4 protein-coding genes and 1 tRNA gene are annotated in these 19,630 nt (G+C 47.7%); 1 reads left to right on the top strand and 4 read right to left on the bottom strand.

All coding sequences use genetic code 11. The features are described from left to right. Positions 1–3 precede the first annotated feature (3 nt). Complete coding sequence (locus GTQ38_RS03285; RefSeq protein WP_161433924.1) at positions 4–678, top strand: LysE family translocator; 675 nt, start codon at positions 4–6, stop codon at positions 676–678. Positions 679–737: 59 nt separating this feature from the next. Here the strand turns inward: GTQ38_RS03285 and GTQ38_RS03280 are convergent. The 4 genes from GTQ38_RS03280 to GTQ38_RS03265 form a co-directional block, all read right to left on the bottom strand. After that, positions 738–808: transfer RNA gene (locus GTQ38_RS03280), tRNA-Cys, on the bottom strand. Between the two features lie 46 nt (positions 809–854). Next, a complete protein-coding gene (folB, locus tag GTQ38_RS03275) occupies positions 855–1,214 on the bottom strand; it encodes a dihydroneopterin aldolase (RefSeq protein WP_161433922.1) in 360 nt (119 codons plus the stop codon). 74 nt (positions 1,215–1,288) lie between these two features. Then, positions 1,289–2,236, bottom strand: coding sequence for a PorP/SprF family type IX secretion system membrane protein (locus GTQ38_RS03270; RefSeq protein WP_161433920.1), 948 nt, complete (start codon positions 2,234–2,236; stop codon positions 1,289–1,291). Positions 2,237–2,256: 20 nt separating this feature from the next. Beyond that, the gene (locus GTQ38_RS03265) at positions 2,257–19,626 is read right to left on the bottom strand and encodes a T9SS type B sorting domain-containing protein (protein ID WP_161433918.1); all 17,370 of its coding nucleotides are present in this window, start codon (positions 19,624–19,626) and stop codon (positions 2,257–2,259) included. Between the last annotated feature and the right edge of the window lie 4 nt (positions 19,627–19,630).

Here is a 19,630-nt window from a genome sequence, read left to right as displayed (position 1 = left end):
AATATGTTAGACGATGTACAAGCTGCGATTCCCCTGGGATTTTTTCTGAGTTTTGTAATTGGCCCTGTTTTTTTTGTGCTTTTGGAGACCAGTGCCACCAGAGGATTCCGCGCGGGCCTGGTTTTTGACCTGGGGGTGATACTGGCAGATATCTTTTTCTTGTTCATCGCGTATTTCAGTAGTTCTCAATTATTGGAGAATTTGAGCAATCAGCCAGGACTATATGTGTTCGGGGGGGTAATTTTACTGGTTTACGGCATTACCACCTTCTTTAAAAAGGATTCCAAAGCACAAAAACCGAGAATAACGCATAGAATGGGAGGTTACCTGGGCCTTTTTGCCAAGGGTTTCCTGCTGAACTTCATAAATATTGGGGTATTGGTATTCTGGCTGGGGGTGATAATAGTAGTAGGCCCCAGTTTGGATAACGATCCAAACCGTATTATGATCTTCTTTTCTTCTATGCTCCTGGCCTATCTTATCACGGATGTCTTTAAGATATTGCTTGCCAAACAATTAAAAAGAAAACTTACTCCGGAACGTATTCTATTGGCCAAAAAGGGTTTGGGGATCATATTGTTGATCTGTGGGATCGTATTCATCATCAAAGGGTTTTTACCCAAAGATCAATTAAATATACAGGAAGGGATTGAAAGGATAGAGCGCATCCGGGAATAAGCGCGAATCTTTAATAGTCAAAAAACAAAAAAACCGCCCATTATGAGCGGTTTTCCCTGAGGCATCGAGCGGATTCGAACCGCTGTACAAGCTTTTGCAGAGCTGTGCCTAGCCACTCGGCCACGATGCCATTCGTCCTGCAAATGTAGGGCTTTTTCGGAGTTTCAAAAAGAAATTTAGCTTCTCTTGGCTTCCAGAACTACCTGGACACTTTGAACGTCTCCACCAATAGGAGGGTTTATTTTTGCTACAGTTACTGAGGCTGTGAGCAGTAGCTCCAGTTCTGCAAAAAGACGGTCTATAATGCGTTTGGCCACATGCTCCAAAAGTTTGGATCGAATGGCCATTTCTTCTTTAACAATGCGGTTTATGTGGACGTAATCTATGGTGTCTGATAATTGATCGGAAAGGGAAGCTTTGCCAAGGTCCGCTCCTACCGTAACATCCACGCGATAGTCGCTGCCTATGATCGCCTCTTCCTCCAAACAGCCGTGGTAGCTGTACACCCGTATATTTTCCAGCTTTATTAGATCCATCAGATCCGGAATTTCTGCAAATCTAATGGAAACTGGGAAAAAGCCTCAGACAAGTAACAAAAAAGCTGCTTTTATCAATAAGTACAGCGGCAATTACTCAAGCCCTGGAACAGGTCTACACCCAGGGTAACCACATGGGTACCTGTACTAAAGCCAAGGATCTCATTAAGTATGATCTGATAGGAATACCCAAAGTAAAAATTACTCTTTTTGAGGCCTACGATAGGTGCGATATACAAGGGATCCCCGATCTGGTCGTTCAAAAAGCGGTAAGTCACCCCGGCATAGTAATAATCCTCAAAATCATACCAGCGGAATTTGGTATTCAGGTCGGTCACAGACCTTCCATCACTTTCAAACCACTGAAAGAAAACGGAGGGTTCTATTTCCAGACGGCTGTTCTTGTTCTTGGTATACCGGTATCCGGTGTAGACATAGTAATTTCGCAGCGCATTCGGTTCATTAAGGGCATCCACGAAGTTCGTAAGGTCCTTATTTAGCAAATTGGAAGCATTAAGGCTTAAGTAGAACTTGTCTTTACGGTATAGTACGCCGATATCAAAATTGTGGTTGTCCGTTCTTCGGTTGTCTACATTGGGGTCACCGCTTTGCTGTGCCTCCTCGTTCTCTACACGGAAACCGTTATAGTTATAGGATATTCCGAATGAGAAGAACTCATCATCGTAACGGTCCAGGGTGAGGTGGTGCGCAAAAGACAAGCGGGCACCTCTCTGACGGGTAAAGCCATTACTGTCATTGTACAATATCATGCCCAATCCGGATCTGTTCCCTAATCTGGCATCGGCGGCTAGGGACTGGGTATCCGGAGCATCTTCGATACCTACCCACTGGGTGAGCCCGTTAATACGTACTTTGATATGGTCTCCTATCCCAGCATAAGTAGGAGACATCACGAAGGGATTATCTGCCAGGTACTGGGAGAGTTGGGGTACGGTAAGCTCCTGGGCACTGGCTACCAATACACCAAAGATGGTGAGCAGGGATATTAACTTTCTGCGCATAATTCTGTAGGTTAAGATTTTTATCTGTACAGGGTAAAATGTCCGACAAATTCCCTGTCGTCACGTTCTCCCTGGAGCTTAATGATGTACCAGTAATCTCCGGTCGGAAGTTCGGTATTGTTATAAATACCGTCCCATCCACGGTCACCGTATCCCATTCGGTAGACCTCTCTACCATAACGGTCAAATATGATCATTAGTATCTCCGGGAAGATTTCAATATTCTCTGGAATCCAGTAATCATTCTGGCCATTTCCATCTGGGGTGAAAAAGGTCGGAATCTCAATATCAATGAACTCCATATCTATTTGTGCCGAAACCTCACAACCGTTCTCATCGATAACGGTTACTGTAAAGGTGTCCGTTCTGTTGATGAAATAAGTATTCTGGTTTCCATTATTCTCACCGTCAAAAATGAAGGTGTATTCCTGTCTTCCACCACTGGCTACTGCGGTGATTTCGTTGATCTGATTTTGTTCAAGCGTCAGGGTAAGAGGTTCAAAGCCTTCTATTTCAAAATCTACGGTCTGTATACATCCGTTAGCATGCGAAATTGCTACGAAATGGGATCCAGGCGCAATATTCCTGAAATCAGGGTTCAGTTGCATGTCCATTGGGTCCGTAGAATCCAGAGCGTACATGATGGATCCAAGTACCGACGGATCCTCCATGGTGATATTGATATAGTTGTCCGGAGTATCACCATCACATTCATAAACCGGTTCAACAACGGCATTGAGGTTTACTCCCGCTTCTATTTCAAAGATCACATTGGTTTCACAATCCTGGGCGTCCCTTATGAACATGGCATAAGTACCTGGCGCCAGGTCTGAGTATGTAAACAGATCCTGTACAAAATCGGCATCCGCATTGGAATTCAGCGCTGTGCGATACGGGGCAGTTCCTCCAGTGATGGTTACAGTAACCGAACCATCGTTATTACCAGCGCAGATCTCCGGAAGCGTAGTATAGCTAACATCCAGCGGAGTAGGTTCTACAAGGGTGAACTGGAAGGGTATAAAGCATCCGTTCTCATCCTGTGCGATTACATCGTAAACACCGGGTTCCAGGTCTGTAAAGACATTCTCCGTATCAAATTGATCCAGGTTAGGCGAAATCGCATAGTAAATAGTACCTGTTCCACCGGATACTTCTACTACGATTGTTCCATCGTTCTCTCCAAAGCAGGTTACATCTGTAAACTCCTGACGATCGATTTGAAGCGGAGCTGGTTCCGTGATCACTACAGGGCCATAGCTGGTTTCACAATCCACACTGGTTACCCGTACAAAGTAATTACCGGCGATCAGATTAGAGAATTGCCCATCAGGCTGAGGACCTGCAATTAAATTGGTCAGTCCGGCATCCGTGTAAAGTTCGTATGAATAGTTTCCTAGCCCTCCTGTGGCTGTGGCGATAAAACTGGCAGAGGCTTCACCTGTACAATTTACGGTTGCCGCGCTATCATCCACTGTAATATCCAGCGGGATGATAGGATCTATGGTTATCTCATTGGAGATCATGGCCTCACAGCCTGCGGCATCAATCACATAGAACTGGTAAGCGCCATCGGTAACGGTGACCACATGAGTATCCGGGCCGTTGAGCAGGTTAAAGGCACTATAGGTTACCTGATCCGTACTCCATTGGTAAGGCCCGGTACCACCTGTAGCCGTTAGTTCTATCTGAGCATTGTTGTTACAGGTCATTGCGCTCAGCTGTATCAGGGAACTCATTACCTCTGTTGGTTCAGTGATCACTGCCTGGTCGGTTTCATCATCACAATTCCAACCATCGGTTACCGTGATGGAATAGATGCCCGCTCCAAGATTGTCAAATATTGGGCTTACCTGGGCTCCACTGGTGAAGGTAATTGTAGTACCCGTGGCATCGTAATAGTTTAGTTGATACTGGTAAGAACCACTACCGTTGAGCACATTGATCGCGCTAACCGTACCGTTGGTATCTCCATAACAGGTCAGCATGGTATTAAGCGGCGTTATGTCTGCTGTAATTGGAATGGCCGGCACCAGGAAGTTCGGTAAATTCTGAACATCCGGACAGCCACCATTGTCTGTAACAGCAACGGTATAATCTCCCGCGGAAAGACCAGTAAATAACTGGCTGCTGGTTACGCCGTTTACAGGATAAGACTGCGTAGTGGTTGTATTGGTCAACACAATGTCATAAGGGGCGTAGCCTCCTGTGATCTCTACCAGGATCTCTCCCTGATCATCCGTACATGTAGCCTCCGCCACAGCGGTAACTGTCACATTTAGCGGCATATCAGGAGAACCGATGGTCACTGTATTGGAATCGTCATCACAGAAAGTGCTGGCCGCATCAGTTTCCACGACATTCACATAGAAATTACCCCCGGGCAGACCCGTAATGGTCCTTGGGTTAACGGAAGTATCCGTAGAAACCACACCTCCAACAGGATTTCCGAGGCTATCGAATATCTGATAGTCGTAGGTTCCGGTATAATTGTTAACCTGCAGGCTAAGTTCTCCATCAGTTCCTCCAAAACAAGTCACCTGGGTAGTCGCCGTCGCGATGACCTCAATCAGGTCATATGGTGCAATGGTATAAGGAGCTGTGTCTACATAACATCCCGTAGCATTGTCCGTTACCCGGAAGGTATAAGTTCCCGGAGCGTTTATTTCGTATCGGGCGGTAATCGGAGTTGGATTTCCAACAAAAGTACCGTTCGGATTACCCGTAGGTAGCAACTCATAGGTATAAGTATTGGCCGGGTTGCCATTGTCCGTAACTGTGATCTCCACCAATTCCGGGTTAGGGCAGGTAATCGCATTGATCTGGGCAACTGCAGCCGTAAAGACATTCAATGGATCCAGAACCACATTGTCTGTCTGGGCACATCCATTGGCGTCTGTAACATACACCGTAATGTTCTGTATTGCACCGTTATCTACAATATCAAAAGTATTGGAAGCCTGGAAGTTTACATTGTCAATACTGTACAAATAAGGCGCTGTTCCACCTCCGGCAGTAACGGTTATAGTGGATGTAGTCGCCGTATTGCTGGCATCGCAGGCAAATGCGGTTGCCACAGCACTTGCAGTCAATACTGCAGGCTCATTAATAACGATAGTTTGCCATTCCTCACAGCTCCTTCCGGAAAGCACCTGAACTTCGTAGGTGTTTGCGGCAAGGCCACTGAATGTTGGACTGGTTTGTGTAGGTTGCAACACAACAGTCCTGGTAGCGTCGTATAGGGTGTAAGTATAAACTGGTTGATCGTTTACACCTGGAGCTACTGGTAACAGATTTATTGTCACTTCCCCATCTGCAAGACCGTTACAGGAAACGTGAATCCTTGTAGGCACATCCAGCATTGGCAGTGTAGCCGCATCCAGATCCTGGGTGATGGTTTTGGTACAAACAGGTGTTGTCGTATTCAGATCCGTTACTACGAAGGTGTAGGTACCTGCCTGATCCAGGCCGGCAAACACTCCCGTAGCGTTAGATGCGGTTGTTACCAGATCCGGGAAAGTTACCGTGAAATCAAAGTTTCCAGAACCTCCGGCTACAGTAATAGTTACTTCGCCTTCAGGAGTTGTTAAACAATCGATAGGCTTAACCACAGTACTGGTCAGTTGCATTTCTTCATAAAGCACTTCAGGTCCAATAGTAGCGGTACAGGTCCACTGATCAGTGATCTGTACTTCGTAACTACCTTCACCCAATCCGGAGAATACGGTAGTGGTTTGCGGGGCACCGAAAGGTACGCCGTTACGGATCAGCTGGTAGGTATAGTTACTACCTTGTCCACCTGTGGTTCCGACTACTTCAAGTTCCCCTTCTAAGTTGGTACAGTTTTCCTGGTTGATCTGCAGGGTAGCGGTAATAGCGGCAGGGTCTGCCAGCACGATACCGTTTTGTACCTGTCTTTCACAACCACCACTATCTCTTACCCAGGCCTCATAGGTACCAGGGGCAAGGTTGGTAAACTCAGGTCCGGCTACATAGTCACCAGGTCCTGTAGGTGCTGCGGTACCGACGAAGTAGGTATAACCACCCCATCCACCGAGCACATCAATAATTTCAATAATACCGTCATTGCCCACACAGGTGATCGGGGTGACCTCGGTATTGGCCGTAATGTCAGCCGCGGGCCCTGCGATATTGAACAGGGCTGTATTGGTACAGTTCGGATGGTTGTTTTGGGTCACCTCTACCAGGTATTCCCCTGCAAACAGGGCAATAGGAGCCGTAGGCCCGTTGGTAGGGCTGGTACCGTTCTGCACCAGGATATCATCCGCGGTATTGGCTGGGGTACCATTGGTATCGTAGATGGTCCAGTCAAACGGACCAACATAGGTAGCATCGGTAAGCTCAAAGGTCACCTGTCCTGTTTGTGTACCGAAGCATTCCACATCACTGACCACATCGGCCACGATACTAAAGGTATTCGGATCGAGGATGGTCTCTGAAGCGGTGATGATACATCCGGTATTGATATGTCTGATCAAAAAGTCGTGTACCCCGACATCCAGTCCAGCAAAGACATTAGAGGCCTGGTAGTTGGCACCATTGTCAATACTGTATTCGAACAATGCGGTATTGTTATCGGTAGAGGTAACGGTGATGGTGATCTCCCCATCCATACCCGGGTTACAGGAGATCGGATTGGTAATGGCGGCGGTAGCAGTCAGCAGCTCGTCATAAGACTGAATGGCCGCGGTAGTACTACCCACACAACCGTTATCGTCATAAACATTGATGATATAGGTACCCCCTGCAACATTGGTTTCAGTGTAGACATTGTTAGGTCCGGACTGTACGATAACATCATCAGCCGTAGGCAGGGTACCCTGATCGTTGATAAACTCATAGATCACATAAGTACCACTTCCACCGGTAATAGCGGTATCATCAATGGTGATGGTAGCGTTCTCCGGATTGTTCCCTGTAGCACAAGCGAACTCTACTACAGAAGCATTGACATTGGCAATGGCATCAGGTTGCAGGATCACCTGAGTGATATCGGTAGTACATCCGTTAGCGGCAGTAGCCCGGATGGTATAGGTGATACCCGGAGCAGCGAGTCCTTCCAAAGCGGTAAAGCTAGCTGTGGTATTGGTGTTGGAGGTAGGCAGTATCGGGAAAGCGGCAGAGCTACCCGGTCCGGATATGATCTGGAAGGTAAACGGCCCTATTCCATTATCCAGTGCACTAACGTTGATGGTTCCATCATCCGCACCATTACAGGTCACATTGGTAAAGGAATCAACAGCTGGTACTGGCAATACAGCAGGATCCAGATCCTGGGTGATAGTTGCCACACACATATGTCCAACAGCCTGGTCTGTTATGGTAAAGGAATAGGTTCCTACCTGGGTCAGGCCGGTAAATACCCCTGTCGCATTTGTACTTGTTGTTACAAGGTCTGGCCAGGTAACCGTATAACTATAGGTTCCGGAACCACCTGTCTGGGTAATAGTGATCTCACCACCCGGACTTACAGAGCAGTCAATTGGTTTTACAACCGTTGCCACAGCATTGATCTCATCATAAAGCACTTCAGGTCCAATAGTAGCGGTACAGGTCCACTGATCAGTGATCTGTACTTCGTAACTACCTTCACCCAATCCGGAGAATACGGTAGTGGTTTGCGGGGCACCGAAAGGTACGCCGTTACGGATCAGCTGGTAGGTATAGTTACTACCTTGTCCACCTGTGGTTCCGACTACTTCAAGTTCCCCTTCTAAGTTGGTACAGTTTTCCTGGTTGATCTGCAGGGTAGCGGTAATAGCGGCAGGGTCTGCCAGCACGATACCGTTTTGTACCTGTCTTTCACAACCACCACTATCTCTTACCCAGGCCTCATAGGTACCAGGGGCAAGGTTGGTAAACTCAGGTCCGGCTACATAGTCACCAGGTCCTGTAGGTGCTGCGGTACCGACGAAGTAGGTATAACCACCCCATCCACCGAGCACATCAATAATTTCAATAATACCGTCATTGCCCACACAGGTGATCGGGGTGACCTCGGTATTGGCCGTAATGTCAGCCGCGGGCCCTGCGATATTGAACAGGGCTGTATTGGTACAGTTCGGATGGTTGTTTTGGGTCACCTCTACCAGGTATTCCCCTGCAAACAGGGCAATAGGAGCCGTAGGCCCGTTGGTAGGGCTGGTACCGTTCTGCACCAGGATATCATCCGCGGTATTGGCTGGGGTACCATTGGTATCGTAGATGGTCCAGTCAAACGGACCAACATAGGTAGCATCGGTAAGCTCAAAGGTCACCTGTCCTGTTTGTGTACCGAAGCATTCCACATCACTGACCACATCGGCCACGATACTAAAGGTATTCGGATCGAGGATGGTCTCTGAAGCGGTGATGATACATCCGGTATTGATATGTCTGATCAAAAAGTCGTGTACCCCGACATCCAGTCCAGCAAAGACATTAGAGGCCTGGTAGTTGGCACCATTGTCAATACTGTATTCGAACAATGCGGTATTGTTATCGGTAGAGGTAACGGTGATGGTGATCTCCCCATCCATACCCGGGTTACAGGAGATCGGATTGGTAATGGCGGCGGTAGCAGTCAGCAGCTCGTCATAAGACTGAATGGCCGCGGTAGTACTACCCACACAACCGTTATCGTCATAAACATTGATGATATAGGTACCACCGGCAACATTGGTTTCGATATACACATTGTTAGGTCCGGACTGTACGATAACATCATCAGCCGTAGGTACGGTCCCCTGATCATCGATAAACTCATAGATCACATAGGTACCACTTCCACCGGTAATAGCGGTATCATCAATGGTGATGGTAGCGTTCTCCGGATTGTTGCCTGTAGCACAAGCGAACTCTACTACTGAAGCATTGACATTGGCAATGGCATCAGGTTGCAGGATGGCCTGAGTGATATCCGTAGTACATCCGTTAGCGGCAGTAGCCCGAATGGTATAGGTGATACCCGGAGCAGCGAGTCCTTCCAAAGCGGTAAAGCCAGCCGTGGTATTGGTGTTGGAGGTAGGCAGTATCGGGAATACGGCAGAGCTACCCGGTCCGGATATGATCTGGAAGGTAAACGGCCCTATTCCATTATCCAGCGCACTAACGTTGATGGTTCCATCATCAGCACCATTACAGGTAACATCCGTAAAGGAGTCAATAGACGGTACTGGCGTTACTGCTGCAGGAACATTCACAATAATGGAGCCCAGACAGTTAGGAACTGCGGTACTGGTATCATAGATCGTGACCGTGTAAGCGCCGGCAGCACTGGCAAGGTTCCAAACGAAAGGATCAGATGGTAATGCGGTTCTGGCAACGTTTACTGGTCCTGTAATTTCGTAGTCGTAATTTCCGGAACCGGCTGTTACATCTATGGTTATTTCGGCATTCGGTGAAACGGAACAATCCAGAAGCTTGCTTAGTGTAGCATTAAACTGTAGCGGCGGTTGAATATCGAAGGTCTCCGTATCCGGACATCCGGTAAGATCTCTAACGGCAATAGTCTGCCCAAGTCCTGAACTTAATCCGCTAACGGTATATTGGTTACTACCGTTAAAAGTGATGTTTTGGAAAGGCCCTCCGTTTAAACTAAGTTGGTATGGAGTTAAACCTGCGACATCCAGTGTAACAAGTACTTCAAAGGTGCCTTCGGCAACGCACTCATCTACAATCGCCAGGGAAATATCAGGCCTTGCATCCAGCCCGACGGTAATATCAAAGTCTTGAATACAATCGTTAGAATCTTTAACGTAAACCGTATAATCATCATTGGCCAGGCCATCAAAATAACCTGTGGTATTGGTGCCTGTCCAGGTAGCGGCGGTTGGCGCGGCAGCTGTGTCTAACTCTAATTGAAATTCATACGACCCGGATCCGAATTGAGCAACAGCAGAGATGGTTCCGGTATCTGCACAATCTATGTCGTTAGTTGATGTTGCAGTAACGGAAAGTAAGTTAGTCGATTCGTCGATAGTGAAATCAGGTGAACTAATAGAACATCCGTTAAAAGCACCGCCAACTTCCGTCAATAAGATATAGTAAACACCAGGTGCCAGGGTCGCAAAGTTTGAAACTGTTATAGGTCCGGCCGGTGGATTTACGCCAGAAGTTCCTGTGAATCCTGTAGTGACGTTAGACTGTGCATTGAATATCTCATAAGTGACATCGGTGGCAGCCGCGTCAAAAGTGTCAAAGGTAAAGGTCACATTACCATCGTTAGCGCCCGTACAGGTTACATTGGCCTCCACAAGTGAGGTCACTGTCATATTTGATGGTGAATTGATCGGAGTTGCCGCCGTTTCAAAATAGTAGCAGTTTGTTGTAAGATCGTGAACTACAAAAGTATAGGTCACCCCTGGGATCAGACCGGTAAAGGTTGAAGTATCGCCTCCAACCACATCCGGCGCCTGGTAGGATGATGAATATGGCACGGCATAGGTTTCCAATATGGCGAACTCATAATTTCCACTACCAACCGCAGAAGAAACGGTAACTATCGCTGTACCACCTGCGGCACAACTTGCTGTAACCGTAGAAACATCAATATCAAGATCATTTGGTGGTGAGGCTATAATGTTTGTAGTCCTTAAATTACATCCATTGGCGTCAACAACATCTACCTCGTAAATCCCAAATTCCAGAATGGTGAAAGTGTAATCTTCACCACCGGCAGTTGTAGTATAGGAAGCAGAATATCCGTTATTTCCGGTAAGGTGATAGGTGTATTCCGCAACACCTCCTGTAAGTCCGGTTACACCAATTGAACCTGGGTCGGTTCCGGTTGCCGGGTTACAGGTAATTGGAACTAGGTTAATGCTATAACTAATTGCATTTGGTTCCGTTATGGTGACTGCAAATGGAGCAGAAACACATCCTTTATCATCAGTAATGGTTACTTCATAATTTCCTGCGGGTAAACCAGCGGTCTGGGTCCCATAATTCGTTGGTGTCCCGGTCTCCAAAACATTGATGACATAAGGAGGAGCTCCGATTGAAGTATCAATGACCACGTCCAAGGATCCGGTTGTATCTCCGTTACACAAGACATGAGTAGGAGTAACACTGGTTATTACCGGGGTGTCTGCCGGGGTAACAATTACAGCGTTGGTAACTACCGTACAGGCCGTAGGCGCGGTGGTGTCTGTTACTCTGAATTGATAAGTTCCGGCAGTATTTGTGCTAAATACATTTCCGGCAAAGCTGGTACTGTTATAAGTCACTCCGGCATCGTCTGACCATTCATAGGAATAAGCTCCAGACCCTCCGTTTGCATTTATGGTTATGGTAGCCGAGGCTAAACAAGTCAGGTCCGTGGTAAGCACCGAATTAGCCGTAAGCTGTGGATTAATAGTCACATTCTGTTGCGGAGCAACACATCCAAACTGATCTCTGACATCGATGGTATAAGCACCTGCAGCCAGATTGCTAAAGGTGTGTGTTGTAGCTGTAGCAGGTGTTGGGGTGATCCAGGGTCCTCCGTTAAGGCTAAACTGGAACCCTCCATTTCCTGGGATGGAGGTAACATCTACCTGTATGGTAGCGTCGTTAGCTCCGCTATAACAAGCTGTAGCGGTTGTGGTAAAGGTAGGGTTGTTCGGCGCCACCACAGTGATAACCGCATCAATAGGATCTTCACAACCATTGGTATCTCTTACCCGAACAATATAGTCTCCTGCGGCCAGTGCAGTAAAAGTAGTTCCGGCTTGGTAAGCGGTGATCACCCCACCTACCCCATCTTCAAGCTGGTATTCATAGGTAGGTGTTCCCCCTGTTGCCGAAGCGGTAATGGTAGCCCCGGTATTGTTACAGGTAAAGGGATCGGTAATGGAAGCGGCAGCCACAAGCACTGCAGGTTCTGTAAGTGTTTCGTTAAGGGTGATGGAACAGGTATTGTCCAGCACATCGCGCACCACGATGGTTACCAGTCCGGCACTGAGACCGTTGACGGTAATTGGGGAGGCGGTTTGCGGAGCGGAGAACCCACCTCCGTTGACGGAATATTCAAAGCCGTTAACGGCATCAAAGTTCTCTACTTCAAAAGTAATGGTGCCATCGGCAGCGGCATTACAACTCAGGTTTGTAAAGTTGGTGATGGATGCATCAAAGGCATTTCCAGGCTCAACGTTCACGGTAGTATCCACGGTACAACCGCTTCCGTAATTCACGGTAATGGTATGCGGTCCTACAGCGACATTGTTAAAGACATTGGAGGCCTGAGGGGCTCCGGCATCAATACTGTAGGTATAGGAAGGATCGTTAGGCAATACGGTTACATTACCGGTTCCGTCACAGTTGTAGGCCACCGAGGTAGACAAGGTAGGTTCTACCGGCAGTGGTGGGATGATGACATCAGGCAGAGTAATGAAACAGGTCACCGCATTGGCATCCCGAACCCTGATGGAGTACGTCCCATCAATAAGACCTGCAAAGACAGTTCCTCCAGTGGTCACAGCGGTCCAGGCACCACCGTTAAGGCTGTACTGGTAATCCCCGGAACCACCGGCAGTAGGGGTAACACTACCTACGGTAATTTCTCCGAGTTGGAGACAGGTATAAGTTTGTGTGATAGCGGCCTCAGCAACAAGTAGTGCAGGCTCGTTTACCACCACCGAAGCGGTTTGTTCACAACCATTGGTATCTCTTACCCTTACAGGATAGGTTCCTGCGGTAAGGTTGACAAAGTCTGCGGTAGTCTGATAGTTGGTCCCGTTGTCAATACTGTATTCAAAAGGGGCAGCTCCACCGGCAATGGCCAGGGAGATCTGTCCTGTAGCATCCCCAAAACAAAGGATATCGGTCACAGTTGGCGTGATAACGATAGGAGCATCCTGAGCGATCGTAATATCGAAAGCGGCCTCACAGAAGGTAACGACTCCGTTATTGTCTCTGACGTACACATCGTAATCTCCGGCCCCTGTAACGGTAATGGTGCTGGCAGCCCCGAAATCTCCGGGAACAGGTACCACGGCATCGGCCACCACAGCATAGACATAGTTCCCATCCCCACCCGCAGCGGTAATGCTGATATCGGTATCCGTACCACAAGAGGTAATATTAGGTGCTGAAGCTGACAGGCTCAGAGCTGGATTAATAGTCACGTTCTGTTGCGGAGCAGCACATCCAAACTGATCTCTGACGTCTATGGTATAGGCACCTGCAGCCAGGTTGCTAAAGGTGTGTGTTGTAGCGGTAGCCGGTGTTGGGGTGATCCAGGGTCCTCCGTTGAGGCTAAACTGGAACCCTCCATTTCCAGGGATGGAGGTAACATCTACCTGTATGGTAGCATCGTTAGCACCGCTATAACAAGCTGTCGCGGTAGTGGTAAAGGTAGGGTTGTTCGGCGCCACCACAGTGATAACCGCATCAATAGGATCTTCACAACCATTGGTATCTCTTACCCGAATAATATAGTCTCCTGCAGCCAGTGCGGTAAAAGTAGTTCCGGCTTGGTAAGCGGTGATCACCCCACCTACCCCATCTTCAAGCTGGTATTCATAGGTAGGTGTTCCCCCTGTTGCCGAAGCGGTAATGGTAGCCCCGGTATTGTTACAGGTAAAGGGATCGGTAATGGAAGCGGCAGCCACAAGCACTGCAGGTTCTGTAAGTGTTTCGTTAAGGGTGATGGAACAGGTATTGTCCAGCACATCGCGCACCACGATGGTTACCAGTCCGGCACTGAGACCGTTGACGGTAATTGGGGAGGCGGTTTGCGGAGCGGAGAACCCACCTCCGTTGACGGAATATTCAAAGCCGTTAACGGCATCAAAGTTCTCTACTTCAAAAGTAATGGTGCCATCGGCAGCGGCATTACAACTCAGGTTTGTAAAGTTGGTGATGGATGCATCAAAGGCATTTCCAGGCTCAACGTTCACGGTAGTATCCACGGTACAACCACTTCCGTAATTCACGGTAATGGTATGCGGTCCTACAGCGACATTGTTAAAGACATTGGAGGCCTGAGGGGCTCCGGCATCAATGCTGTAGGTATAGGAAGGATCGTTAGGCAATACGGTTACATTACCGGTTCCGTCACAGTTGTAGGCCACCGAGGTAGACAAGGTAGGTTCTACCGGCAGTGGTGGGATGATGACATCAGGCAGTGTAATGAAACAGGTCACCGCATTGGCATCCCGAACCCTGATGGAGTACGTCCCATCAATAAGACCTGCAAAGACAGTTCCTCCAGTGGTCACAGCGGTCCAGGCACCGCCGTTAAGGCTGTACTGGTAATCCCCGGAACCACCGGCAGTAGGGGTAACACTACCTACGGTAATTTCTCCGAGTTGGAGACAGGTATAAGTTTGTGTGATAGCGGCCTCAGCCACAAGTAGTGCAGGCTCGTTTACCACCACCGAAGCGGTTTGTTCACAACCATTGGTATCTCTTACCCTTACAGGATAGGTTCCTGCGGTAAGGTTGACAAAGTCTGCGGTAGTCTGATAGTTGGTTCCGTTGTCAATACTGTATTCAAAAGGGGCAGCTCCACCGGCAATGGCCAGGGAGATCTGTCCTGTAGCATCCCCAAAACAAAGGATATCGGTCACAGTTGGCGTGATAACGATAGGAGAATCCTGAGCGATCGTAATATCGAAAGCGGCCTCGCAGAAAGTAACGACTCCGTTATTGTCTCTGACGTACACATCGTAATCTCCGGCTCCTGTAACGGTAATGGTGCTGGCAGCCCCGAAATCTCCGGGAACAGGTACCACGGCATCGGCCACCACAGCATAGACATAGTTCCCATCCCCACCCGCAGCGGTAATGCTGATATCAGTATCCGTACCACAAGAGGTAATATTAGGGGCAGAGGCAGAAACCGTAAGCTCCGGATTAATGGTGATGGTATCTGTACCCGTACAGTTGTTGCCGTCTACAACATCCACCGTATAGGTGCCCGGACCTAATCCGGTAAATACGTTATTGGTATCATAAGCACCGCCGTTGATGCGGTATTGATAGTTTCCATCACCTCCGGAAGTAACAGTGGCTGTTAGTGTTAGCCCTACGCCTGAATCGTAACAAACATCGTTAGGGGTCACGGATAATACAGGGGCAATGGCTGCATTCAAGGTGAAAGTCGCGGTGTCCGTACATCCGTTGGCATCCGTTACCAGGGCGTTATAGAGGCCAGTCTGGGTTAAATTGTTAAAGTTACCCGTGGTATTAGTAACCACGGTGATACCATCAGGATAGGTCAGGCTGTAATCATAACTTCCCCAACCATCCGTAGCAACCAATATGGCGCTACCTGAATCGGTACATGTAGGTTGTGTCTCCGTAGCCGTCAGGTCTAATGCGGCTGCGGGACCATTTACGGTAAAGGAGGCCGTATCCGTACAGTTGGTATTATTATCTGTAACTGTAATCGAGTAAGTTCCGGCTGCCAGGTTAGGAAGCGGGATGGTCGTATTTGTTTCGGCATTCCCGTTAAATGTAGCGGGGCCGGTAATATTGTAATCGTAGCTGGTATTGAAACCGGAAACGGTGAACAATCCTTCCCCGTCTGTGCCCCCAAAGCAGGTGACATTGCTAATAAGTTGTCCTACAACATCTATTGGAGAAACCGGCGGAATGGTAAAGTTTTCATCATAGGTACAACCTTTATTGTCCGTTACTCTAAAAGTATAAGTGTCCGGTGCGAGCCCATCAAAGTCAGCCGAATTTCCGGTAATGGAAGTCGCGGCTATGGCGCTGGGCGCTATGATCTCAAATACAAAAGGGGTATTACCATCCACAACGGTAACCGTCACGTCTGAAGTAAGTGCCGGACAGTTTGGTGTGGTGGATGTAAATGTAAGGTCACTGGGTTCATTTAACGGATCCAGGGTTACGCTGTTGGTTACAAAGACGCATCCATTGGCATCACGAATAGTAATGCTGTAGGTTCCATCGGTCAATCCGGAAAAGGTCTCTGCCCCTGCTCCGGAAACAAAATTCACCCCGTCAATACTGTATTCATAAGGAGCAGTACCTCCGGCAGCTCCCTGGGCTTCAATAATTCCATTCTGAAGACAGGTATAATCCTGGACTATGGCAGCGGTACCGCTAACCGCATTAAGCGGGCCACTAATGGTAAAGTCCTCAAAGAAATCACAGGAAGAACTCCCTTTGCGCTGGTTAAGTCTCACCTGGTAATCCCCTTGAGGCAATCCTGTAAATTGCCCTGAAGAATTACTGTCAATCTCTGTTCCGGTATTGTCTATCAGAAAGAAGGTAACCTGATAGCCGTTGGTGTCTGTGACATTATAAGATATCGTCCCATCCGAAGCCCCAAAACAGGTTTCATCCGTTGAGCCTGTGGTATAAACTACATCGGGCACCAATGTAATGGTCACCTCATTGGAGAAGTCAGTACAGTTATTCCTGTCCACCACAACAAAGGTGTAGTTTCCGGGATCCAGTATATCAAAAATTACACTGGTTTGAAATTCTGATGCCGGAATAGAGGCCACATCCGGGTAAGATATCTGGGTGATCCCACCTTCATCCACATACTGCCAGATAGCATAAACGTGAGGGGTTTGCCCTCCGGTTGAATTCATTTGGATGTTTCCTTCCCTACAACTGATATGCTGTGAGATGGTCGCCTGAAGGTCCAGGTCACTTAAATCATTGATGGTTACCTGTTCCGTATGGTTACAGCCGTCATCGGTAGTAACCAGAATATCGTAGGTCCCAGGATTGAGGTTTTGAAAGGTATAGTTGTTATCGGATACCGGGCCATGGGTGTCCACGGTGGTACCCCCTTGTGAAATTTCGTAGGTGTACTGAGGTTCAACATTGAGAACGGAAATTGATATTTCACCCAGGCCGCTACAGTCCGTATCTCTTGTTGTAACATCTACCTGGAAATCCCTGTCCAGTATTCCTATATTATCCAGGAAGAATACACAACCGTCAACCACCCCTTGCTGGCGCATTTCTACTCTATATGCCCCGTTGGTAGTAATGTTAAAACTAGGGCCATTAGCAGCACTAAAAGGAACCAGTATAGTTCCGTTTGTAGCGTCCAGTAGCTGGTATTCATAATCTACCGGCATATTGGTTACCGTAATGTTACCAGGAGTAGTACAAATAATATCACTGCTGGTATATTGCGGATTTAAAGGGTTTTTAAAGATGTTAAAATAATATGTGGCAAAACATCCGTTCAGGTAGTTCACAGACATACGGTATTCCCCGGCATCCGAGGCCGTAAAGTCGTTTCCTGTGCCCACATTATTCCAGGTACAGGAGGCATCCCTGTTGGCACAATCCGGGATGGAAGCAGTACAACTTGCCTGATCCAGTTGTTCCCATACTATTGAGGTAGCGTCCGGAATGTTTACCTGAATTAGTTCGGTATCATTTAAACCGCAAAGGAAGATCTCTGGCAGTTCTTCCCCGTCATTCGGACAGATCAACACCTGCCCGTCCACCGTATTGGTGGTATCGTTGATAAGTTCAGAGATAGGGTTTGGCTGACCGGCTCCAAAGGCTACCACAGTGATAATTTCCTGGAAGCCTTTACAGGGGTCCGCTACGATCTTGTCTACAATGTAGGTGTTTGGCTGGGTTACCAGTAAGGTACTTGGGTCGTTATCCGGATCTCCGTCAGTGATCACGGTATCCCCGGCATCTATAAGTCCGTCGCCATTTTCATCTATATACCAGATATAGGAATCAAAGTTGTCCCCGGCATCAAGAACCACGTTGGCACCACATAATTCTACAGTCCTGCTGAAATCACAGGCAGAAAGGTCGTCCAACAGGAAGTTAGTAGCACCCGGAGTTACAAATCCGCAATTGTCAAAGTCCGATACACTGGGGTCATCACTGATCTGGTTGTCATTGATAACACCTTCATAGGTCGAGTAGGCGAGATTCTCGATCAGGTCTGTACAGGCGTCGATAAAATCGAAACAGTTTTCAGCTACCTCTACGCGCATCCGGATTGAAGAAAAAGGATCACCTTCTTCAACCAAATTATCGGGAATATTGAATAATACAGTTCGTGTGGCCGGGTCAAAAGTATAAGTTACTCCGGTTGGGAGTGTCATATTCGTTTCATCCAGAGTCACGTTTACAGGGAGTACGTCACGGATGGTATAATTCGTCGCATCGTCATTTCCGGTGTTCTGAAAAGAGAGGACATAGTCCAGAACTTGTCCGAGGTTTACCCCGGCTCCTGTAATATCGTTTCCTCCAATATCCTCAACCCTTTTCTCCAGAAGTATGTCTGGCTCAATGATATCAATACCAAAGGTTACAAGGAAAGAGGCAAACCAGTCGGAACTGGTAGAAAGCCTTAATGTAGCCTGGGTATCTCCATTGGCAATAAGGCTGTTAGAAGGGTTGTTGACATCAAAAATATCGGCATCATACCCCATAGAGTTGGTTCCGTTGATGTTCCTTGTGGTCACATTGTTCCCGTCTATGGTGATGTTGGCGTTGAAAAAGTTATTCGCCGGGTTTCCGGAATTACTCAGGTTAGTAAAACCTGGATTCATGGGGGTTTCTATGGAAAATGTATCTCCGCTAAGGCTGTATTCCCCTTCAATTACGTTAACCCCAATCCTGGCCTGTACTGGCCCAACAGGGATGGTGTTAAATCCAACTACATCAATATCTGCAACGGAGTCTCCTGAATTTGTGGTAACCCCTTCGTAACCGTCAAATACAGAGATGTACCTTCCAGGAAGGGTGGGGTTTTCGTAAATGATCACAAGCGTCCATCCTGCAACACCATAGGATGTCCTACCCCTGGTTCCTCTGACATTGGCTACGAAATACTCTCCATTAGGGTCTGCAAGTCCCTGCAGCAGGGTGGTCACATCCCTGAAACAAACATAGGGATCGTTGTTTACCGTATTGAACCCGTCTATAATGATCTCATCTTCTTCTCCTGCGGGATCAGCACTGTTGTCTGCTTGTATGTCGATATAACTACCACCGGGCATCCTGAATTTGATCTGTGTAAAATCATATCTATTGCTGTCGTTCGGCAGGGAACTGGTATATCTGGAGTTAACCACATCCCTGTCATAATTACCAGCCCAATATAAACCGGCCCAGTAGATCTGGGAACAGGCAGGTACAGTAAGCGTAGAACTACTGGAACTAAAGGTGGTAGGGTCTCCATCTATATCTACATACTCAATATGCAGGTTATTGTTGGAGCTGGTCCCATTGTAGTTATCGTTGGCATCGCGGGAATTGTTCCGACGGTTCATGACCGTATTAGACAGAAAGGTATAATCTCCCTTTATGTTAATGTAATTATTCCCTCCGTCATTCAGACGGGCAGAAAACGGAACTTCTTGTCCTCTTAAGGCCTGGAAGCCGACGAAGACAAGAAAGAGTAAAAGACAATGCCGTAGGTTAATGGTGGTTAAATTTGGTCGCATTTAG

Origin of the sequence: Poritiphilus flavus (assembly GCF_009901585.1) — a bacterium.
In the GTDB taxonomy this organism is placed as follows: domain Bacteria; phylum Bacteroidota; class Bacteroidia; order Flavobacteriales; family Flavobacteriaceae; genus Poritiphilus; species Poritiphilus flavus.
Note: the sequence above shows the minus strand (reverse complement) of the source record. Positions and strands in the feature narration are given on the sequence as shown.